Raw genomic sequence first — 22,351 nt, forward strand, 5'->3', positions numbered from 1 at the left:
CGAACACAGAAGTTAAGCTTCTTAACGCCGAAAGTAGTTGGTGGGAAACTACCCGCGAGGATAGGTAGTTGCCACGCAATGGTAATAGAGCAATGAGAGATAATCTCATTGCTCTTTTTTTGCGTTCTTTTTGTTCGCTGCCAACTCTTTCAATATGATGATCATCTGTTGAAGTTCTATTGGAGTATATACAAAATCCGGAAATAATTGAATGCAAGGTCAGCTAGTACCATTGATCGGAACCTAGTTAGCACTGTGAAATATGAACAATGATCATCTGAATAGTAAGTCCAAACCAAAAATTAAGAAACGATAAGGAAAGGAAGTTATACAAATCAATCCAGATGTTCAAGTAATATTTCGAGCTGATACAAGGACGTATGAGTTTATACAGTATCCAAATGATTAGATACAACAAGACAGACAATAAGGAAAATCGCACGGATGACATTAACTGGATGTAGAATGCGACATATAATAGGAAGAAAAGTTATAGGACAATCACATGTAGTGATAGAAAAAATTAGTATGAATTTACAAAGAGATCTCAAGTCTCATACTAGTTTATCTCTGCTAATAAATTAAAGGGAGAGATCAAAGAAATGCAAGATGGAAAGTATCCAGATAATGATTTATAGATCAAAATAAGTCAAGAGCATATCAATAACGAAAACGTTAGAAATTAGATGAATAAAAAATTCAAATATGGATATTTATCACAAAACAGACAAACGACGCATTCGAATAACTGATAATAAACCTCATCGAACGAGACCTTAGAATTAACATCTCAGCTCGAATGTACGTTCGTACAAAATGAAAAATATAATCAATAGCTGAAGAAATAAGAGCCAAATCAAAAAGGATTAATCATTAGAAATAATTAAAAGATAAAACTAATCATCGGAAGAATTGTGATGAGAAAATTTATTCAAGATTGAGCTCGTTTAGATGAATTACAATCATTGTGCAGTTAATGAATTCTATTTTGTCAAAATCAAAAAATTAGATATAGAACAGAAATAAAATGGTGTAACATCAATAATATATTTCCCGGGAAATATTGCAGTAAATCTTTTTGAATTTTTATATCAGAATCCCCTCGACAACTACGTAAATAAATCTCTGGGCTTATATAACAAGTAATAATAATTCTCTTGAGAATTTTCTCTTCATTGAATTTATCGTGACGTTGTTTCAATTTATGTTCACGTTGATGTTTCCATCCAATTGATTGACCATTCGCTTTTTTATTGTGGAATATGGTTTATTGTAAAAAACATGAGATTTGATATTTACTATTTCATTTGTTCAATATGAATTTCTAAAATGAAATAGCCATTCCAGTTTTTGCATGGATAAATGTCTTACTATCTTCATTGATCAAAGTATACTTATTTGTACATACTACATATATTCTCTTATCTTACTGAGGAACACGATCATATATAAAGGACACATTAATAATTGCTATAGGGAATGTGTCCTTTATTTGCTTATTATGCTATTTTAATGACTATTAAGAACATACGCTAATGAGATAATCCATCTAATGTACAACTTAATTGTTTTACAATACTTAGAGGAAGTGCTTTATAATTTTTAAATGGTGTTAGTTATCACCGCTATGGGTGATAAGACATGCTATTTTTACGCACAATCAGTAAGCTAGAGTTTATGCCGATTCACAGCAATATTTAGTAAATCATATCAATAACATCACGTTGGTGCTTATCCTAAGAAATATGAAATTGATTTCCATCATATTTTTCTCATTTAATTTAAGGTGATTGACTGAATCTTTTGCTGATACGGGATTATTTTGTAACTAAATATCAATACAAGCTTTGTATCGGTTTCTAGTGATTTTGATAATAACTTAAAGGCGTTTACTAAATGCAAATTTTCGAATACAGGTGCTTTTTACTACTATGCCGAATGATGTATTTCATACTTAGCTGTAACGTATTATTTTCTTCTACTTTGTAGTTTTTTGATTTCAAAGTTTTTTCTAATATAATCCTCTGCTATTATCAATTTGGAAACCTTCTCATCTAAAAATTCAATAACTAAATATCTTAATTATTACGTATTAGCCCAGTGATCATCCAGCATTACTAAATTAAGCAGTCATTGATTATATAAAATATTCAGCAGTAGTTTTGTTATAGATTGATTCAATCACTTCGATATATATTTATCTGCGGGTAACGACTATTTGATCCATGAGGACATTCATAATACACATCTACATTGATACGACTTATCATTCATATATTGTTTCACCATCCGATAATGTTTTTGACTTACGTATTCAATCTCATGTTTGTTATTGCTTGCTTAATTCGCAATCAGTAATTGCATGGTAATTGACTTATACACTCTAATATCTAAAACATGACTTGATGCTCCTGTCAGTACTCAGCAAATTTTTAATTTTTACCAATACACGGTCATAATTAAGTAAATCTACAAAAAAATGGACAAAAATCATATATTCTTTTGCGAGTGATAATCGCGGTACAATGAGCAATCGTTGCGTATTTTGACTACCAGTGAGATAAATTTTAAGCTTTGTTATCGTCCGTGTTCGGACAATTACTCGTTTTTAGTATGAACGGGTCTTTAAAATCCGTTTGATTTTGTGGAAGTAGCAAATACTATATTTTTGAACATTATTTTGTCAATTATGCAATTGGTTTAAAAAAATACAATATTATGATTATTTAATGATATAACAGATATTTATATCTATAATATGACATATTTACATAAAGTCCTCAAACCATTGTTGCCAAGGGATTTCGTGTTTCGAGTGTAAGTGATCACTATAATTCATACACTTTATAACTTTGAAACTAAATCAAAAAAATGCAATAAAATGACAAATAAGCCTTGATATAAATAAAGTTATATATTAATATCTTCGTGTAGCCTAAATTTATCAGCGAATAAACCATTTATATTCTGATAAGTGATGGCAAACAAATAACGGGGAGATTTATATTATGAGTACATTATTTGGCGAAGGTTCACTCGTAAAGAAAATTATCACATGGGTTTCAGCAATTATTATCGTTCTACCAATAGTTGCTTATTCAACTGTAGAAGTCGCGGAAGCTGCGATATATAACAACGTAGGAAAGTATGAGAACGTTGATCCTAGCGTTCCCTTAAAGACTTCTACTAGAAATCCAAATAAGATAGTTGGTCTTTCAATGACCGAGAAGAAGGGGGTTCCTATTATGCGCATGAATATCTCGGCTTCGTCAGATGACGTAATTAAGAAGGGTGATCAACTTGATATCAAGTTCAGTAAGAAGAACGTTGATACCAATAAGATCAAGCAACTAGCTGCTAAAGATAACAACAGTCTTTACAAGATTAGTAAAAAGGGCAATGACCTAGTCGTTAACTTCAAGAAAGATGCCACATCAGGCAACTACCAAGAAGTTTTCGCAATTGCTACTAAGAATGTAAAAGCTCACACCAAAGCAACAGCCTCCTTCGCCGGAAAAGATATTAAGATTGATAATAATAATATCAACTCACAATATAGAGCTCCTCAAAAACAACAAACAAATCAACCACAAAAGGTTGTTAATCAAAATAACAATCAACAAGCTTCAAATAATCAACAACAAGAATCAACACAATCAGCTTCATCAAACGATGGCGAGTCACAGGCGACAACATCAAATGGACAGACGAACCAGCAGCAAGCAACACAGCAACAACAAACACAACAAGTACAACAAAATCAAACAGCACAAAATGATGGAACTACACAACAACAAGCCAATCAAACAACTGATGGCCAACAAATTTCTCCATCATTCTCACAAGCTGAAGAAGCAGTTAACAGCAGAACAACAATTCAAGTAACAGGAACTGCAACTGCTGATCCTGCACAAAATGAATCACAAGCAACATCATCAAATGTTGCTTCACCAGAAACACAAACATCAAGCAGTACAGAAACTGCTGCAACACAAAATACAAATGCTACAACTGCAGCAACGATACAAACTCAATCAAATGCTGCTACTCAAGAAACATCTCAACAGACAACTCCAGTTGCCGATACAGCTACTGAGACACAAACAGCACATGTACAAGCACAAACAACTGCAGTTGCTCAACCAACACAACAAACAACAACGACTCAACCTGTAGCACAGAATCAAGCAACTACGTTTGAGCCTCAACAGATCACTTCAACAACTAGCTCAACACAAGCTAGCGACAATTCTGGTTATACAGAAATTGCCAACCAAGGTTATGTATCTCCAAAAACAACTTTGGATAATTACCTAACATCTGATCAAGATTTAGATAACAATCAAGTTCAGAACAATGAAGATACATACGAAGATAACTCACAATATGAAGCTATCTATCAACATGTACAACAAAAAGCCCAAGGTGCAACTCAAGAAGAAGTGTATGAGATTACCAAGGACTTGCCTTCAATCTGGCACTATATCGGTATTAATGACACCGACAGCGACACAGAAGGCCAAGTATGGAATTTTCATTCCACACTATCTACAGGTAGAGACCTTGCTGTCACAATCGATGGTACGGCTCAACCTGATAGCTCGGATCCGCTTCAACAGCAAATGCCTAAGCTATTGAGAGCCATGGGTAAAGATATCGAACCCGGTGCTCTTGATGAAGCTGTCGACATTGATGCCTTGAAGAATTCGCAAATCTATCAAGACTATCTAGACGGCAAGTATACTGGTCCTAATAGTGAAAACAGCGCAAGTACAAGTGATGCTGTTAACACTGTCTTGAACCACACTAAGATCAGTCTAGACAAGCCTGATAACGGTGCGGCCATTACAGAGCTACCAAATGTAGCCAAGGTCGATCCTAATATGCTTTTGAATAAAGCCAAGGAAAACGCCCAAAATGGCTCAACATCGAAAACAAAGGCCGATGCTGACAGCCAAGAAAGCCAAGCTGTCTACAACAGTATCAAACAAGATACTTACAACAAGATGACACCTTGGGCTTCAGATGATGAAAAAGCAGAAATGCTCAAATCAGTTCCATATATTTGGAATGATGCATCATCTAAGACTGCTAAAGACGATAAAGTTGGACAACTTTACAACTACGTCTTGAACGGCACCGATGGAAGACAAATCTACTACACAATTGACGGTAGAGTAATTCCAAACGGTAACAAGTACGAAAAACAATTCCCTAACGTTATTGTTTCATTAGGCCAAAATATGACTAAAGGTCAATTTGATCCAATCGTTAATAACGATATTTTAAAGAATTCAAAAGTCTATCAAGACTATACATCACAACAAAATGGACAAGGTAACGCCGCAACAACTGTTGCTGCAACTGCAGCTACAGCCGCACCAGCTGCTGGTGGATTAGGTATGGCACCATTACTATTAGGTGGTCTATTACCAGTTATTGGTCTACCTCTATTATTAGGTGGTTTGGCTCTTGCACCAATCGCTACTGGGGCAGTTTTAGCTACTGCACCAATTGCACTTGCATTGGCACAACGTTATCCTTCCAGCATTGGCATTGATTCCAGCAATTACTCTTGGAATTCCTGCAATTACTTTAGGATTACCACTTACATTAGGTCTTAAATTGGCCTTTGCACCAATCGATCTATTGAATACATTTGTAGTAAGCAAGTTAGCTTCAATTGTTCTAACTGCTCCAATTACTATCTTTAATACGATTGCTGGTGTAACACTTGGATTGATCAATACACTTATTGGTTCGATTCCATTAGCATTATTTGATTTTATTGCACCCGTAGTATTGAACTTTGTAATTGTTCACGTAATCAGTCGTTTAGTTCAATTAACAGTATTCAACACGTTATTATTTGCTACACTTGCAAAAGCTTTGATCAATGGAGCTATTGATTTGGCCTTAGCCTTATCATTCATTGGTCTACCAATCGCTTTAATCAAGGGATTATTCGATCTCTTCAAATTAGGATTAGGACTCTTCAATTCATTTGCTATTCCAATGCTCGCTAAAGGTTTGACTTTCTTAGCCTTAGCACCACTAGCATTGCTGAATACAATTGGTTTAACACTATTTAACATTTCAATTCCAATGTTATTAGGATTCATAACTTCATTATTCCTAAGCAACCTCGTTGGTGGCTTAACATTCTTGACATTATTAGGTTTGAAACTAATTAAAGACTTACTCAAGAATGGTTTCCAATTATTAATTAGATTAGCTGTTGCAACTACGATCTTAGTTGGTTTACCAGTATTGATCGTTGCAGCACAAATCCTTAACTTCTTCATCTTGCTAGTAGCAAACGCAGTAGGTGGCTTACTACTTTGGGGTCTACTTACATTAGCTAAGAGCTTGATGTTAGCCGGTTTAGGTATTGCATTGTTCTCATTACCATTGCTTGGACAATTCGCAATCAATACTCTAGTTAAATGGAGTATCAGAGCATTGATCCACATCTTTAGATTCTTCGTAGGTCTATTCAAAGTCGGTGCAAGATTAGTTCTTTCATTCGTCTTAGGTCTATTGAACGCAATCGCTGGAATAGCTAAAGCAGCTTCCGTAATCATCGCTGTCGTCAGTGGAATCGCAGCTGCCTTAACAGCACTCATTCCAGTTGTTGGACCGGTCCTCGCTTTATTACCATTACTAATCTCATTATTATCAATCGCAAATTCATTGATCTTAACACCAATTAAACTATTGTTAGGATTCTTAAACTTAGTAGTTCTTGGCCTTAACTTATTAGCCATTCCTGTATATCTATTTATCAGACCATTGATCTCAATTGCTTTGGCTCTCGGTGCAGGATTATTATCAGATATCTTGATGCCATTAATTACATTGCCATTAGTACTATTCAATCAATTGACATTGTTCAACTTGATCGGATTACCACTATTACTATTGAACTTATTAGGTACATTCTTAGTAGAACCATTAGTATTAGCAGGATTAGGCTTACTCAATGCCTTAGCATTGCCATTCTTGTTGGCATTAGCTGCATTGAACTTAGTAGCATTACTTGGATTAGTATTACTTTCATTCAGATTGCCACTAGTTGCCTTATTCTTATTAGCATTACCAAGCTTCATTCCATTCTTTAACTTGATTATGGATACTATCTTCTTGGCACCATTAGTTACATTACTTCTATCAGTACTTAACTTATTTATTGGATTGCCATTAATGATGTTGATCGATTCGATCATCAACTTAGTAGTTCCATTCTTAGTATGGTTAACAGGGATGTTGCTACTTGCACCAATCTTTGGACCACTAGCATTCTTGAACCCATTAACATGGATCAATTTGCCATTGATTTCAATCATCGGAACATTCCTAACAAAATTAGCACTTAAACTAATTTCATTACCAATTATTTTCTTAGTAAATGGTTTGCTTAGTTTGATTCCAGCAGCAATTGCTGCGTTTGTAGTTGGTTTGTTACGTGCACTCTTCGGTGGACTACCATTCTTACTACTTGCACCATTGTTCTTACTACCAATCATCCTTAATGGATTATTGACAGCATTGATCCCTGGATTGAACTTGTTCACAGTGCCAGCAGCCTTAGTAGCATTATTCTTAGGCCTTCCACTTGCACTTCTTGGACTATTGAACAACTTACTTGGAAAAGCTATATTAAGAGTTCTTTCATTCGTATTAACATACTTAGCATCAAACGTATTGAAAGACTTATTAGCATTAGTTGGTGTTCCATTAGTTATTAACTTATTAACACCACTTATTTTCTTAACAAAATTATTAACTACACAATTTGGTATTTTCCCTGCATTATGGCTTGGATTACCATTGTTAGCACAATTAGTTACAAAAGCTTTGCTATGGGGATTAACATTCATTAAAGGCTTTGCATATGTTGCCTTAGATCTATTTAACATCGGTGCAACACTTCTAACATTGCCTCTATGGACGATCCTTCCAGCACTTAACTTATTGAGAAGATTAGCATTAGGCTTCGTTGCTCTTGTAAGTCTTCCATTGAGATTATTGAAAGATGTCTTCGACATCATCAGAGCTATCGTTGAAATTGGAGCAATCTTGGCATTGCCATTGTTAGTAGGTATCCCAGCATTCTTGCTTCTGTTACCATTAACAACCATTAACTTCTTGGGTATGAAGTTATTGAACATGGCTATTCCATTTGTTCTTTCATTGCTAGCTACACTTGGTGCATCATTGATCGTTAATTTATTGACATTCATCGGCATGTTAGCTTTGCACTTATTCAACAAATTGTTGAAGCTAGGTGCTAAGTTACTATTACTTGGTGCTATCACACTATTGATCCTCGGTGCATTGCCAATCTTGATCGGTGCCGCCGTATTGAACTTCTTCTTATTAGCAGCATTGAACTTATTCCTTGGCTTCAACGCATGGTTGATCACAACATTATTCAACAACTTATTAGTTGGTGCATTATTACTTGGATTACTATTACTTCCACTAGTAAGTCAACTTATCATCAACACAGTTGTTAAATGGACAATCAGAGCAGTCGTACACTTGATCAGATTCTTTGTAGGATTGTTCAGATTAGGTGCTAGATTAGTACTTCAATTCATCATTGGATTGACTAACTTAGTACTTGGAGTCGCAAAAGCTATTTCTGTTGTAGCTGCTGTAACCAACTTGTTATTAGCTCCTATTTCATTATTAGTTCCTGTCGTCGGCCCAGTTCTATTCTTGCTTCACTTACTTAGAGCCGGACTAGCAGGTATCAATTTCTTGATCTTGCTTCCACTCAAATTGTTAGCCGGTCTATTGAACTTATTAACACTAGGTGGATTGTTACTCTCAATTCCATACTGGTTGTTCATTAGACCATTAACATCAGTCTTATTAGCAATTGGTGCCGGAATCCTTTCAGATATCGTAATGACATTGTTGACATTGCCATTAGTTATCATCAATACAATCGCATTGTTTGCCTTGATCGGAATTCCAGCTCTACTACTTAAAGCCTTCAACAACTTAGTAGTATTGCCATTGCTTCTTGCCGGAATCGGTTTGATCCTCGCAGTTGGTTTACCACTAGCATTATTGCTTGGTGCACTTGGATTATTAGGTGTCTTGGCACTAGGTCTATTAGGCTTAGCATTCCCATTGATCGCCTTGATCTTACTTGCATTGCCAGGATTGATCCCATTCTTGAACTTGAACTTAGCCATCTTAAACATTGTTGGCTTAGCAAGTCTTCTATTAAACGGAATTAAATTATTATTATTGCCACTCAAGATCTTGAAAGATCTTATCAACGACTTCTTATTACCATTACTAGTCGCAGGCTTATCATTCTTATTGTTATTACCTCTATTGGGTGTCATCACATTCTTGAACCCACTCAGATGGTTGAATCTCGGAATCCTATCAGCTATTGGAACATTCTTAACAAAACTATTATTAGGTTTGTTAGCTATTCCATTTATCCTTATTAAGAACTTGATCACAAGTTTGATCCCAGCTGTATTAGCAGGAGTACTTGTAGGACTACTCAGAGCATTGTTCGGTGGACTACCATTCTTACTATTAGCACTTGGATTATTGCTACCATTGATCCTTAATGGATTATTGACAGCCTTGATTCCAGGACTCAACTTGTTAACAGTTCCACTAGGATTGTTAGCATTGCTTCTAGGATTACCATTAGTAACACTTGGAATCTTAAACAATTTATTGAAACAACTTGTATGGACAGTCTTAGGTACGATCCTTACATACTTAGCATTTAACTTAGCTAAAGACTTGTTGGATCTACTTCTCTGGTTGCCATTACAATTACTATTAGCATTACCATTGTTCCTATTTAACTTAGCATTGAATGCCTTTATCTTAAGACCATTGTTGTTATTCGGCTTACCATTATTAGCAGCCTTATTAACAAACTTAGCCTTAGTAGCATTCAATTTGATCAGAAGGGGACTAGAGCTACTAGCAGAGTTGTTAACATTGGGAGCAACATTATTGCTTTCACCATTAACACTTGGCTTACCTCTATTGAACCTCTTGAGAAGAATTCTCAAGTTCTTAGTAACATTGAGATTACTTCACAACTTGCTTCACCAAATTCTTGATGGATTATTATTCGTGATCCTACCATTCTTCAATATGTTATTATTCGGTTTGTTCTCATGGATCCCTGGTTTGATCGCATTGATCGGAACAGTTCTCCTTGAACACTTACCAGACTTATTGATCGGTGCACTTATTGGATTATTGTTATTGATCCCAGCATTACTCATCGAAGGTTTGATTGCTGGAGTTATCAACTTCTTGTTAAGCTTATTGCCAGCATTACTCGGTGGCTTGCTTAAAGGATTGATCACATTATTCTTTAACGGATTACCAGTATTCTTATTCATCCAACTATTAGTTCTCTTACCATTAATTCTTGTCGGATTATTAACCGCATTAATTCCTGGTTTGAACTTATTAACGATCCCACTAGGATTGTTAGCATTGTTGGCATTACCATTAACAATCTTGGGCGTTATCAATAATGTTATCCAATCATTGTTACAAGGCTTACTTGCCAGCTTATTAACACAATTATTGTTCAATGTAATTGCTGACTTATCATTATTAGGTATTCCATTATTGTTCTTGCTCTCACCAATTCTATTGGTCTTAGGTGCACTTGCATTATTGGTACTATCATTCTTAGCAATTGTTATTCCAGCAATAATCTTGGCACTATTATTCTTACCTATCATTGGTTTAGCTATGTTGGCACTAGCACCAATCTTATTGCCACTATTCTTACCATTGATCTTAATAGGATTGTTACTATTTATTCCATTCGTAATCTTTGGAATTCTCTCATCAGCTATCTTGGTTTGGTTCTTTGCACCGATCTTGTTGCAATTAGCTGTTAACCCAATTGCTGACTTTGTAGCATTTATCCTATTAACATGGATGATGTTTGAACAACCAGTATTGTTCTGGTTCTTCGGATTCATCAACACACCTGCATTTATCCTTTCATTCATCGGTATGTTCGTTAACTGGTTGAACCCACTTAACTTACTATTCCACATTATCGGAATCGGTGCTTTGATCGGCTTACCATTAACATTGATCGCAGATTTCTTAGTCCTTTCATTGATTAAATGGTCATCATTATTAACAATCAACTTTGCAGCAGGTTGGCTCGCATTCCTAACATTGGGTCTTGCTCAACTTGGATTGTTCAACCTTAACTTGTTGTACATCTTAAATACATTTATCGTTACATTACCAATGATCGCTTATGTATGGATCGTCTTGGTAATCGCAGCTGTAGTTATGATTGCCACAGTTGTTGTAACACTTGGTATTAACCCAATTTCTATTTTTGAAATTTGGGTCATGGTTCCATTATTCACTACCGGCGCTATCTTATTAGCACTATTCACAATGGTTATCGGATTGACATTGGATGTCATTATGACATTGCTTAAAATCCCATTCATCGTTGGTAACTTACAATTTGGTTTGTTAATGGCTGCTCTTGCAAATCCACTTGCAGCTCTTATCGGGATTAACTTGTTAGCTACTCTTGGAGTAACATCGATCGTTCTACTTCTTGCAGGATTGTTCATGTTAGGTTGGATCTGGCTACCAGTTACATTTAGTCCACTTTCATTCCTTCTATACTTCATCATGGGTAGTCCACTTTGGATGACACTTAACTTTGCTGGACTTGTCCCAGTAATCGGTTGGATCGTTCAATTGATCGTCGATATCCTTTGGATGTTAATTGGTCTATGGGGCACAGCCCTTGTAACAGATAATACCTTTGCATTATTTGTTCACATCTTTATTCCATTAGCATTCTCAGCAGTAACAGGAATTATGTTATTGCTAGGTGCATTACCAGTTCTCCTTCTAGTATTGCCATTAGCATTGATTCAATCATTGCTCTTGCTTGGCCTACTATTTGGTGGAGTAGCATTATTATCATTAGTCGTTGTTATCCCAGCCGTTATCTTCGGTGTCTTAGCAACAGCTACAATGCTTTGGTTCTTTGCACCAATCTTCTTACAAATTTTGGTTAACCCAATTGCTGACTTTGTAACATTTACATTGTTACTTTGGATGATGTTCGAACAACCTATCTTATTCTGGTGGGGCTTCCAATTCATCACAGTACCATTGATGCTATTCTCATTCGTTGGTATGTTCCTCAATTGGTTAAATCCATTGAATTACATCTTTAAGGCTTTAGCTGCCTTACCAATTCTTGGTATCCCAGTTGTTGTAGCCTTAGCATTATTAACATTAAATATTCTAAGATTTGCTTCATTATTAACAATTAATTTATTCGCTGGATTCCCAGCATTCATCGTATTGACTATTGCTAAATGGTTAATGATCGGCTTAGGCGTATTGTTCTTCTTGAACACATTCGTTGTTACATTGCCAATGATCGCTTACGTTTGGTTAGTAGTTGTCATCGGTGTTCTAAGCATGTTCGTTATTGCCTTTGCTACATTAGGTATTAATGTTCCAGCAATCTTCGCAATTTGGGTAATGGTTCCATTCTTCGTTATCTTTGCTATCCTGATTGCATTAACTACAATTCCAATCATGCTTGCACTTGATCTATTTGATGTTTTAGTTGCATTAGTTCCAATCGTTGGTAACTTACAACTTGGTCTATTATTAGACTTACTTGCAAATCCATTGATTACGATCATTGCACAAAATATCTTTGCAATCCTTGGACTCACAGCTGTTGTTCTATTTATAGCTTCGTTGTTCATGCTTGCACATGTATGGCTTCCATTCACATTCGGAATCAACTCATTCTTACTTTACTTCGTAATGGGTAACCCATTATGGATGCTCCTTCAATTTGCTGGCTTAGTTCCAGTAATTGGTTGGGTAGTTCAATTGATCGTTGATATCCTTTGGATGTTGATTGGCCTATGGGGCACAGCCTTAATTACAGATAATAACTTTGCATTATTCATGCATATATTCGTTACATTAGCATTCGCTGCTATTCCAGTAATGATGTTGTTACTCGCTGTACTTCCAGTAATCTTGTTAGTACTACCAGTTGGAATTATCGGTTCATTGATCTTGTTAGCCTTGATCAACTTACCAATCTTCTTATTCAACTTAGTATTAGCATTACCAGTAATTCTCTACGGTATATTCTCAGTTGGAACATTGATCTGGTTCTTAGCACCATTATTGTTGCAACTAGCCGTAAACCCAATTGCAGATTTCGTTGCTTTCCAACTTCTACTATTCTGGGCTATCGAGAATTCAATCTTCTTCTATGTATTTAGAATTCTTACAGTTCCATTAATGTTCTTTACATTTACCGGAACATTTGTAAACTGGTTCAATCCATTGAATTGGTTGTTTCACGCACTTAATGCATTTACGTTATTAGGAATCCCAGTCTTAGCATTATTAGGAGTATTAACTCTTGATATCTTGAGATTCGCATCATTGTTAACAATTAACTTGTTCGCAGGATTCCCAGCATTCCTTATCTTAACTATTGCTAAATGGTTAATGATCGGTCTTGTTGGTCTATACTTCCTCAACACATTTATTGTTACATTACCAGTGATCGCTTACGTATGGCTTTGCTTAGTTCTTGGCTTTATCGTTGTATTTATTTCCGCATTCGCAACATTAGGTATCAACGTTCCAAATATCTTCAGTATTTGGGTCATGGTTCCATTGTTCACGATCGGTGCAATTCTTATCGCCTTGACAACTATCCCAATTATGCTAACTGCTGATCTTTTGATCACATTATTAGCAATTGCTCCTATTGTAGGATCATTACAATTAGGTTTGATCCTTGCAACATTAGCAAATCCACTCGCAGGATTATTAGCTGTTAATGTATTCGGAATTCTTGGCTTAACATCATTGATTATGTTTGCTCTAGGATTCTTCATGTTAGCAGATACATGGTTACCTGTAACGTTTAACATTATTCCATTCTTGCTCTACTTCATTTTAGGTGGACCACTTCTATATTCAGCACACATGATCGGATTGATCCCAGTTATTGGCTGGATCGTTCAAATCATTGTTGATATTGCTTGGATGTTGATCGGTCTCTGGGGTACAGCACTTGTAACTGATAACTTCTTTGCAATCTTTGTACATCTCTTTGTACCACTAGCATTTGCTACAATTCCTGGAATTATGATGCTCTTACCAATTCTTCCAGTTGCCTTGTTAGTATTGCCAGTTGCAATCATCGGATCATTGATCTTGATGGCATCGATCAACTTACCAGTTCTATTGTTCAACTTATTGATCGCTATCCCAGTCTTGTTGTTCGGAGTATTCTCAGCCGCAACAATCATCTGGTTCTTAGCACCAGTTGTCTTACAATTAATGGTTAACCCAATTGCTGATCTTGTAACATTTATCATTATGGTATTTACAGCAGCAGAGCAACCATTGTTCTACATCATCTTCAGCTGGCAAACGATCCCATTAACAATTGGTTCATTCATGGGAATGTTGATCAACTGGTTGAATCCACTAAATCTCTTATTCCATGCCTTAGCAATATTTACCATCCTTGCAATTCCTATTGTTGATCTTGGTGTCTTACTTGCTATTGATGGACTAAGACTTCTCGATTTGATTGGTATCTTTACAATCATCGGCGCACCAGCAGGATTCCTTGGATTACTTCCATTAACGATTGCTAAATGGTTGATGGTCGGACTTGTTGGCTTGTATCTCTTGAATACATTCATCGTCACATTGCCAATGATCGCTTATGTATGGCTTTGCTTATTAGCCGGTGTAATTTTAGTATTCTTGAATTCCTTTGCTAACTTAGGTATTAACGTTCCTAACATCTTCTCAATGTGGATCATGGTTCCATTCTTTAGTATTGGCGCTGTTGTTCTAGCATTGACAGTAATTCCATTGATGTTGGCTGTTGATACAGCAGTATCCATCTTAGCAATTGTTCCTATCGTTGCTAACTTGCAAATAGGTTTGATCATGAGTACATTGTTGAATCCTATTGCAGGACTCATTGCCGCAAACTTGTTTGGTATTCTTGGACTTTCTTCAGTAGCATTGTTCTTCTTAGGATTGTTCATGCTAGCCGATGTTTGGTTACCATTAACATTTGGATTAGATTCATTCATTATTTACTTCTTATTAGCTAACCCTGTATGGTACATGCTTCATATGGCCGGCCTAGTACCAGTTATCGGCTGGATCGTTCAGATCATCGTTGACTTGATTTGGATGTTAGCAGGACTTTGGGGCACAGCTCTAATTACTGATAATAACTTTGCATTGTTTGTACACATCTTCGTAACCTTGGCATTCTCTGTAATCCCAGGCATGATGTTGTTACTTGCAGTTGCACCAGTATTATTACTACTATTACCAGTAGCAATCATTGGTTCATTGATCCTCTTAGGATTGATCAACTTACCAATATTATTACTAGGTATTCCAATTGCATTATTGACATTGATTATTGGTATCGCTGGAGCCTTGATGATGTTCTGGTTCTTTGCACCAATATTCACGTACTTCATGATTAACCCAATTGCTGACTTCATAGCCTTTATTGAGTTATTCTACACAGCTTTCCAAAACCCAGTATTGTTCTGGATGTTCAGGATCTTTACTGTTCCAGCAATGATCTTGTCATTCATCGGCATGTTTACAAATTGGCTTAACCCAATTAACTGGTTGTTTATTGGAATTAGCTTATTCGGAATTGCAGCTCCAATAATTACATCCTTGTTCGCATTGGGTATGATCAACTTATTGAGATTTGGATCATTGATTCTACCATTTGGCTTCAACTTTGTAGCTTCATTAGTTGCATTCGCTGCTCTTACAGCTGCTAAATGGTTATTAGGATTCATCTTCTTCAATGTTGCCTTTGTATTACCAGCATTGATCTTATCAATTCCACTTCTTATCTTAGTTGGAATCGTAATTATCGTAATTGCATTCTTAGTTGTATTCATTAATGCTCTTGCTACAGTAGGTATTAACGTACCAAACGTATTCGTTCTCTGGTTATCAGTTGATGTTTACGCAACATGGGCCGTAACATTTATTGTTACTCACTTCACGGCATTCATGGCAATTGATTTAGCTATCATTTTATTCAACTTACCAATTGTTGCATTATTGCTTGGAGTAGGTTTGATTGCTGCAGGTTTGACACATCCATTGATGATTCTTCCTATCTTGTTAGCACAATTAGCAATAGGACTTGTCTCCATTGGTTCATTCCTTGCTGGAATCTTCATGTTCGCAGCATTGTGGGTACCTCTAACAAATAACTTATTAGCATTCGCAGTATTCTTGATCTTTGCAAATCCAATCTTCATGATGCTTCAATGGATGGGACTTGTCCCAGTCATTGGTTGGATCGTTCAATTGATCTTTGATTGGACATACATGCCAATTGCATTCTGGTTGTCTGGATTAATTTCAGCATTTGGATTTGTCTTCGTAATGATGACTATATGGCCATTATTCGTTGCTAATATGTTCGGTATTTCATTGTTAACACCAATCTTAGGATTCTTGTTACCATTGCTATTACCACTTATTCCATTAGTCCTAAGCATTGCTTTAGGTATGATGGTCTTGGCTAACACATTGATTGCAATGGCCTTTGTACCATTCTTACTCAGTCTATTGTTGTTACCAATCTTGAACTTGTTCTTGGCATTGCTACCATTGCTTCCATTAATTCCACTTCTACCATTGTTGTTACTACCACTATTGTTGTTAGCAGCACCATTGTTACTCGGACTTGGATTATTGAGAAGACTACTTAACTTTGGTATTTCATTGTTAGTAGCAATTCCAGCAACATTGATTTCAAATCTCCTTGGACAAATGATTCCTAACTTGTTGAGACTATTAGCATTCGGACTATTGCTCGGATTGAACATCTTCAACTTCGTTATGAACTTGATCCCTGGATTGTTACACAAGCTAGTAACATTGCCACTATGGATCTTAAGTCTTGCACTTCTTCTTCCATACTTGTTGGCATTGCCACTCATCTTGTTAGATATGTTTAATTCATTCGTAATTTCAGCATTATTGAACTTGTTGAAGACGATCGGATTACTCATTCTAAATAACTTCGTATTAAACTTGTTGAACTTCTTGTTCATCAAATTACCAATGTTATTATTATTGGCAATTCCAAACTTGATTCTGGGAACATTGCTTGCAGCTTTAGCATTCCCATTGATTAAGTTAGCATTACCAATTATCAACGCACTATTAGTATCAATCATCAGTTCTCCATTACTTGCATTACCACTTCAATTGTTTGGCTTATTCAATCAATTCTTGAGAGGTCTTGGAGTATTAATCGATCTAGGTCTTCTATTATTACTAGGATTACCAGGATTATTACCATTCCATAACTTATTGATGGATGCATTGTTCTTACTACCATTACTATTGAACTTGGTTGCATTGTTCAACTTATTGAGAACACCATTGAAATGGTTGTTGGATATCTTTAATCAACTCGCATTACCATTGTTAGCACAATTATTAACATTCTTGGTATTGATTCCATTCTTGGGCTTGATCTCATTATTGAACCCATTCAAGTGGCTCAGAATGGCCTTGTTAGCCGGATTAGCTACGATCGCAGTACAAATCATTTCTACATTGATCTTATTGCCATTGAAGCTTTTGAATAACAAGATCTTGAGCTTGCTTCCAGCATTATTGAACGGATTATTATTAGGATTCTTGAGAAATATCCTCGGTGGATTACCACTAGATCTTCTTGGATTACTTGCATTGCCACTTCTAAATATTCTTGGCTTGATCGGTACTTTGACACCAGGCTTGAGATTATTAGGATTGCCATTATTGCTCCTAACTCAATTACTTCTATTGCCACTATTGTTAGATAACTTGAGAAACTTGATCGCACCACTTCTATGGGGATTATTAGCAGGACTTCTAACATATCCAATTGCTAACTTGCTCAAGAACATTCTTGATATTGCATTGTTACCATTACTTGGATTCTTAGTAACATTGCCAATCTTCTTATTGAAGTTATTCAATAAAGCATTTGTATTACGTCCATTGTTATTATTCGGCTTACCATTGTTAGCTGGATTATTAACAGCACCACTAGTTGCAATCTTCAACTTGCTCAGAAGATTAGTTAAATTCGGATTGAACTTGTTGAACGGTTCCTTAGCATTATTGACAATGCCAATTTGGCTTGGACTTCCAGCACTCAACTTATTGAGAAGAGCATTGATCTTACCAGCATTGTTATTAACATTGCTCAGAGGATTAAGAAATATTCTTAGTTTGTTAGGATTCCCACTATTCTTACTAGCAGCTCCATTACTAGCAGGCTTAGCAACATTCTTACTCGGACTTCCATTGATCACATTGCTCAACATGTTACTATCAATGCCTCTATTGGCCTTGTTATTACCATTGTTAGCAGCATTACCAATTTTGCCAATTAAGCTTTTGCTTGATCTATTGTTATTACCATTAGTTCTCTTAGGTAACAAGCTTCTTGGATTACCTGCAGCATTATTGGCTGGATTACTTCTACCATTGTTGTTGGGTGGATTGTTCAGACACTTGCTCAAGTTACCATTTGATCTTCTTAAGTTGCTTGGACTTGGATTGTTCAACTTATTGTTGCCATTCATTCCATTGCTCAACTTGTTGACACCATTACTATGGCCATTAGGTTTGTTCTTACTTCCATTGGCACTAGCAGATGTCATCAGAGATCTGCTTGGAAACTTACCATTTGATCTCTTGAACTTGTTCTTATTACCATTGATCACAGCTATTGCTGGATTAGGATTGTTAGTACCAGGACTAGGGTTGTTGTTGGCTCCGATCTTGTTACCATTGATCTTATTCAACTTATTAGCCGCAATGCCATTGGCATTGATCAGAACTATCGGTGATATCGCTAAAGCATTATTGCTTGGCTTACCACTTGCATTACTAGGTGCACTCTTAGCACTACCAGTTGTTAACTTGATAAATGACGCCTTGAGCTTGCTCTTGTTGCCATTGTTGAGCGGACTTTTAACATTACCATTGTTCTTATTGAACCTTGGCTTGTTGACATTGTTAGCATTCCCATTAGCTAAAGGATTATTACCATTCTTATTAGCAAACGGCTTGTCAGCATTAGTCGCAAACTTCTTACCAGTATTGATTGGATTGTTACTCAACCCAGTTATCGTATTGGCAAATCTATTCAGATTGCTTAAGGACTTCATCAAGACTGTTAATAGATTTATCCTACTTGGACTTCTATTGTTACCAGGATTGATCCCATTCCATAACTTGTTATTGAATGCATTGTTCTTGATCCCAGCATTGATCAACGGATTATCATTATTGAATCTATTGACATTGCCAATCAAGTTCTTGAAAGATCTTATCAAGAATACAGTTCTTCCATTATTAGCAGCATTATTAACTAACTTATTATTGTTACCAATCTTTGGACCACTACAATTCTTGAATCCTATTAACTGGATCTTAGTTCCAGCAATCGCACTATTAAGAACAGTTGTAACTAAACTATTAGCTAAATTGATCTTAATTCCAGGACTTGTCTTGTTGAACTTATTAACAAGCTTGATCCCAGCTACATTAGCAGCACTAGTAGTACCATTCCTCAGAGGTCTATTAGGTGGCTTACCATTAGATATCCTAGGATTACTTGGACTTCCATTGCTCAACTTGTTGGCCTTGGTCGGAACATTGATCCCTGGTGTAAGATTGTTAGCTCTACCATTGTTGTTATTAACACAATTATTAGGTCTTCCACTCTTACTTGATACCTTAAGAAACTTAATAGCACCACTTCTATGGGGCGCATTAGCAGGATTGTTGACATTCCTAATTGCAAACTTAGTTAAAGATGCATTAGCACTTCTAGGATTACCATTGTTCGACTTGTTAACATTCTTACCGATCTTCCTATTGAAGATGTTGAAGAACGTATTATTAGGTAACTTATTAGCCCTTGGCTTGCCACTACTTGCACAAGCATTGACATTCTTCGGACTAGTAGCCTTGAACTTATTAAGAGCAGGCTTGAAACTATTGAGAAACTTGATCCCATTAGCATTAACATTATTGACAATGCCATTGTGGTTCAACTTACCACTTCTCAATATCATTAGGAGAGTTGCCTTCTGGGCATTGCTTGGACTTGAGTTATTAACTCTACCATTCAAGCTCTTGAAAGACTTGCTAAGATTGGTCGGTTTACCACTATTGATGTTAGGTCTTCCATTATTAGCCGGATTGATCAACTTCTTATTGATCTTGCCACTCGTAACACTTGCAACAATGTTATTAGCATTGCCATTACCATTGACACTACTTCTTCCATTGTTAGCATTACTTGGTACATTACCAATCAAGCTCTTAGCTGACTTGCTATTGTTACCATTGATGCTTCTTGCAAATGCATTATTAGCATTACCATTAGCATTATTATTAGGTGCCTTAATACCATTAGTATTAGGTGGTCTAAATGGATTGATCAAGTTGCCATTAGACTTACTCGGATTAGCTGGACTTCCATTATTACTTGGACTTCTAGATCTTGGTAAACTCTTCGCATTACTCAACCCATTACTATGGCCATTACTACCAATCATCAATGTATTGAGAAATATCTTGAGAATGATGATTCCATTCAAACTCGCAGATATTTTGAAAGACATTCTTGGACCATTGTCAGCATTACCAATTGACGGCTTACTTGCCTTAGCAATTCCAGCTCTTGGATTATTAACAGTCTTAACGATGTTGAATCCATTGTTCTGGCCATTGCTTCCAGTATTGTTGCCATTGGCATTGACACTTGGATTAGTAGGAACACCGATCGCATTACTTAGAGTTCTAAAAGATTTGGCTAAATTAGCTCTACCTGTATTGATTGCATTGTTATTATTCCCAATCATTCACACAGGTTTGAACATCCTCGGATTATTGGCATTGCCATTGATCTCCGGATTACTAACATTACCATTATTCTTATTGAACTTAGGTCTTAAGACCTTGATCACGTTACCAATCACTAAAGCGGTATTACCAATCTTGATCAACCTTGGCATCGTGCTAGCACTCGCTGGCATTCCAGCCTTGATCATCTTGCCTATCGTTGTATTGCGTAATTTGGTCAAAGGATTGAGATTAATAGGCGACGCCTTAGCTGCATTGTTGGCATTACCAGGAGTACTCAAAGACTTATTTGACTTAGTAATCCTCCCTCTAAAGATCTTAATCAAACCTCTATTAGTACTCGGGTTGCCACTATTAGCTAAAGTATTGACATTCTTAGCATTGACACCATTGATGTTATTGAATAACTTGTTAGCACATCTAATCACATTGTCTATAGTTGCTCTACTAGGGTTAGGTAATTCATTACTACCATTATTAGTACCATTCGTCTTGAACATGTTGGTTCGTCCGTTAAGTGCTCTTGGCTTGATGTTACTAAACGGTGTGATCTTACCAGCACTATTGAAGCTAGCTATCGCAATACCATTGGTTGGTTTGCTAGTATTACCATTCGTCATCGGTCTCTTGACATTACCATTGTTCTTGTTGAGCTTGCCATTCCCATTATTCAACATGGGCTTGCAACTACTCAGCTTAGGCATGATAATTCCAGGACTATTAATGATCGTCGGTGGATTGATACTCTTACCAGTTGGTTTGATGGGTCTAGGTGGAAGTTCGACAATTCCTGGTACAACAGTTCCAGGAACTGGCACAACACCAGGCGATACAGGTAACGTGGTACCAGAGCCAGGTTACGGTATTCGTCAAATTCCATCAGTTGGATTCTGGGTACATAACGATCCATTAGTTTTGTAAAAAACTGATTCATCGGATATGTGGAAGAAAACCACGCAAGTTATGATCATGTTTAAGGATTGAATTTAGTAACTGGGGTGGAAGCCAGCCTAGATTCAAACCCAGCGGATACAAAGTATCTGATCCCTAAAATGATCCAATAACAAAAAATTGATACCGAGAAAACACATTAAGTCGCATACAAGTTATCAAAATCAACGATTATATGCGAAATGTTATGAGCCAAACGAAAATAGCCGTCCGAAAGGGCGGTTATTTTTTTGTCATTAAAATGTAATATTTATTTTAATTTAAAATAAGTCGTTGTTGACACTTTTCTGTAAAAAGATGTAAATGGCTATACCATGCTGTTTTTAAGATGTATAATTGTGAAAAAGCAATGAAAAATAGAGTCGTTTATTGTACCTGAGATTATTTAAATATGATTTTT

Annotated in this window: 2 protein-coding genes and 1 rRNA gene; all 3 read left to right on the forward strand. The window is 36.2% G+C overall.

What is annotated here, in order from left to right; translation table 11 throughout:
* Positions 1–77: ribosomal RNA gene (gene rrf / locus EKM78_RS13420) — 5S ribosomal RNA — on the forward strand; the annotation flags it as partial.
* Between the two features lie 2,931 nt (positions 78–3,008).
* Positions 3,009–5,624: a hypothetical protein gene (locus tag EKM78_RS05590; protein WP_125770223.1), complete on the forward strand. Its 2,616-nt coding sequence runs from the start codon at positions 3,009–3,011 to the stop codon at positions 5,622–5,624.
* Complete coding sequence (locus EKM78_RS05595) at positions 5,515–21,921, forward strand: hypothetical protein (RefSeq protein ID WP_211334337.1); 16,407 nt, start codon at positions 5,515–5,517, stop codon at positions 21,919–21,921. The genes EKM78_RS05590 and EKM78_RS05595 overlap by 110 nt, the downstream gene beginning before the upstream one ends.
* The last annotated feature ends 430 nt before the right edge of the window (positions 21,922–22,351 follow it).

Origin of the sequence: Companilactobacillus furfuricola (genome assembly GCF_003946325.1) — a bacterium.
Lineage (GTDB): Bacteria > Bacillota > Bacilli > Lactobacillales > Lactobacillaceae > Companilactobacillus > Companilactobacillus furfuricola.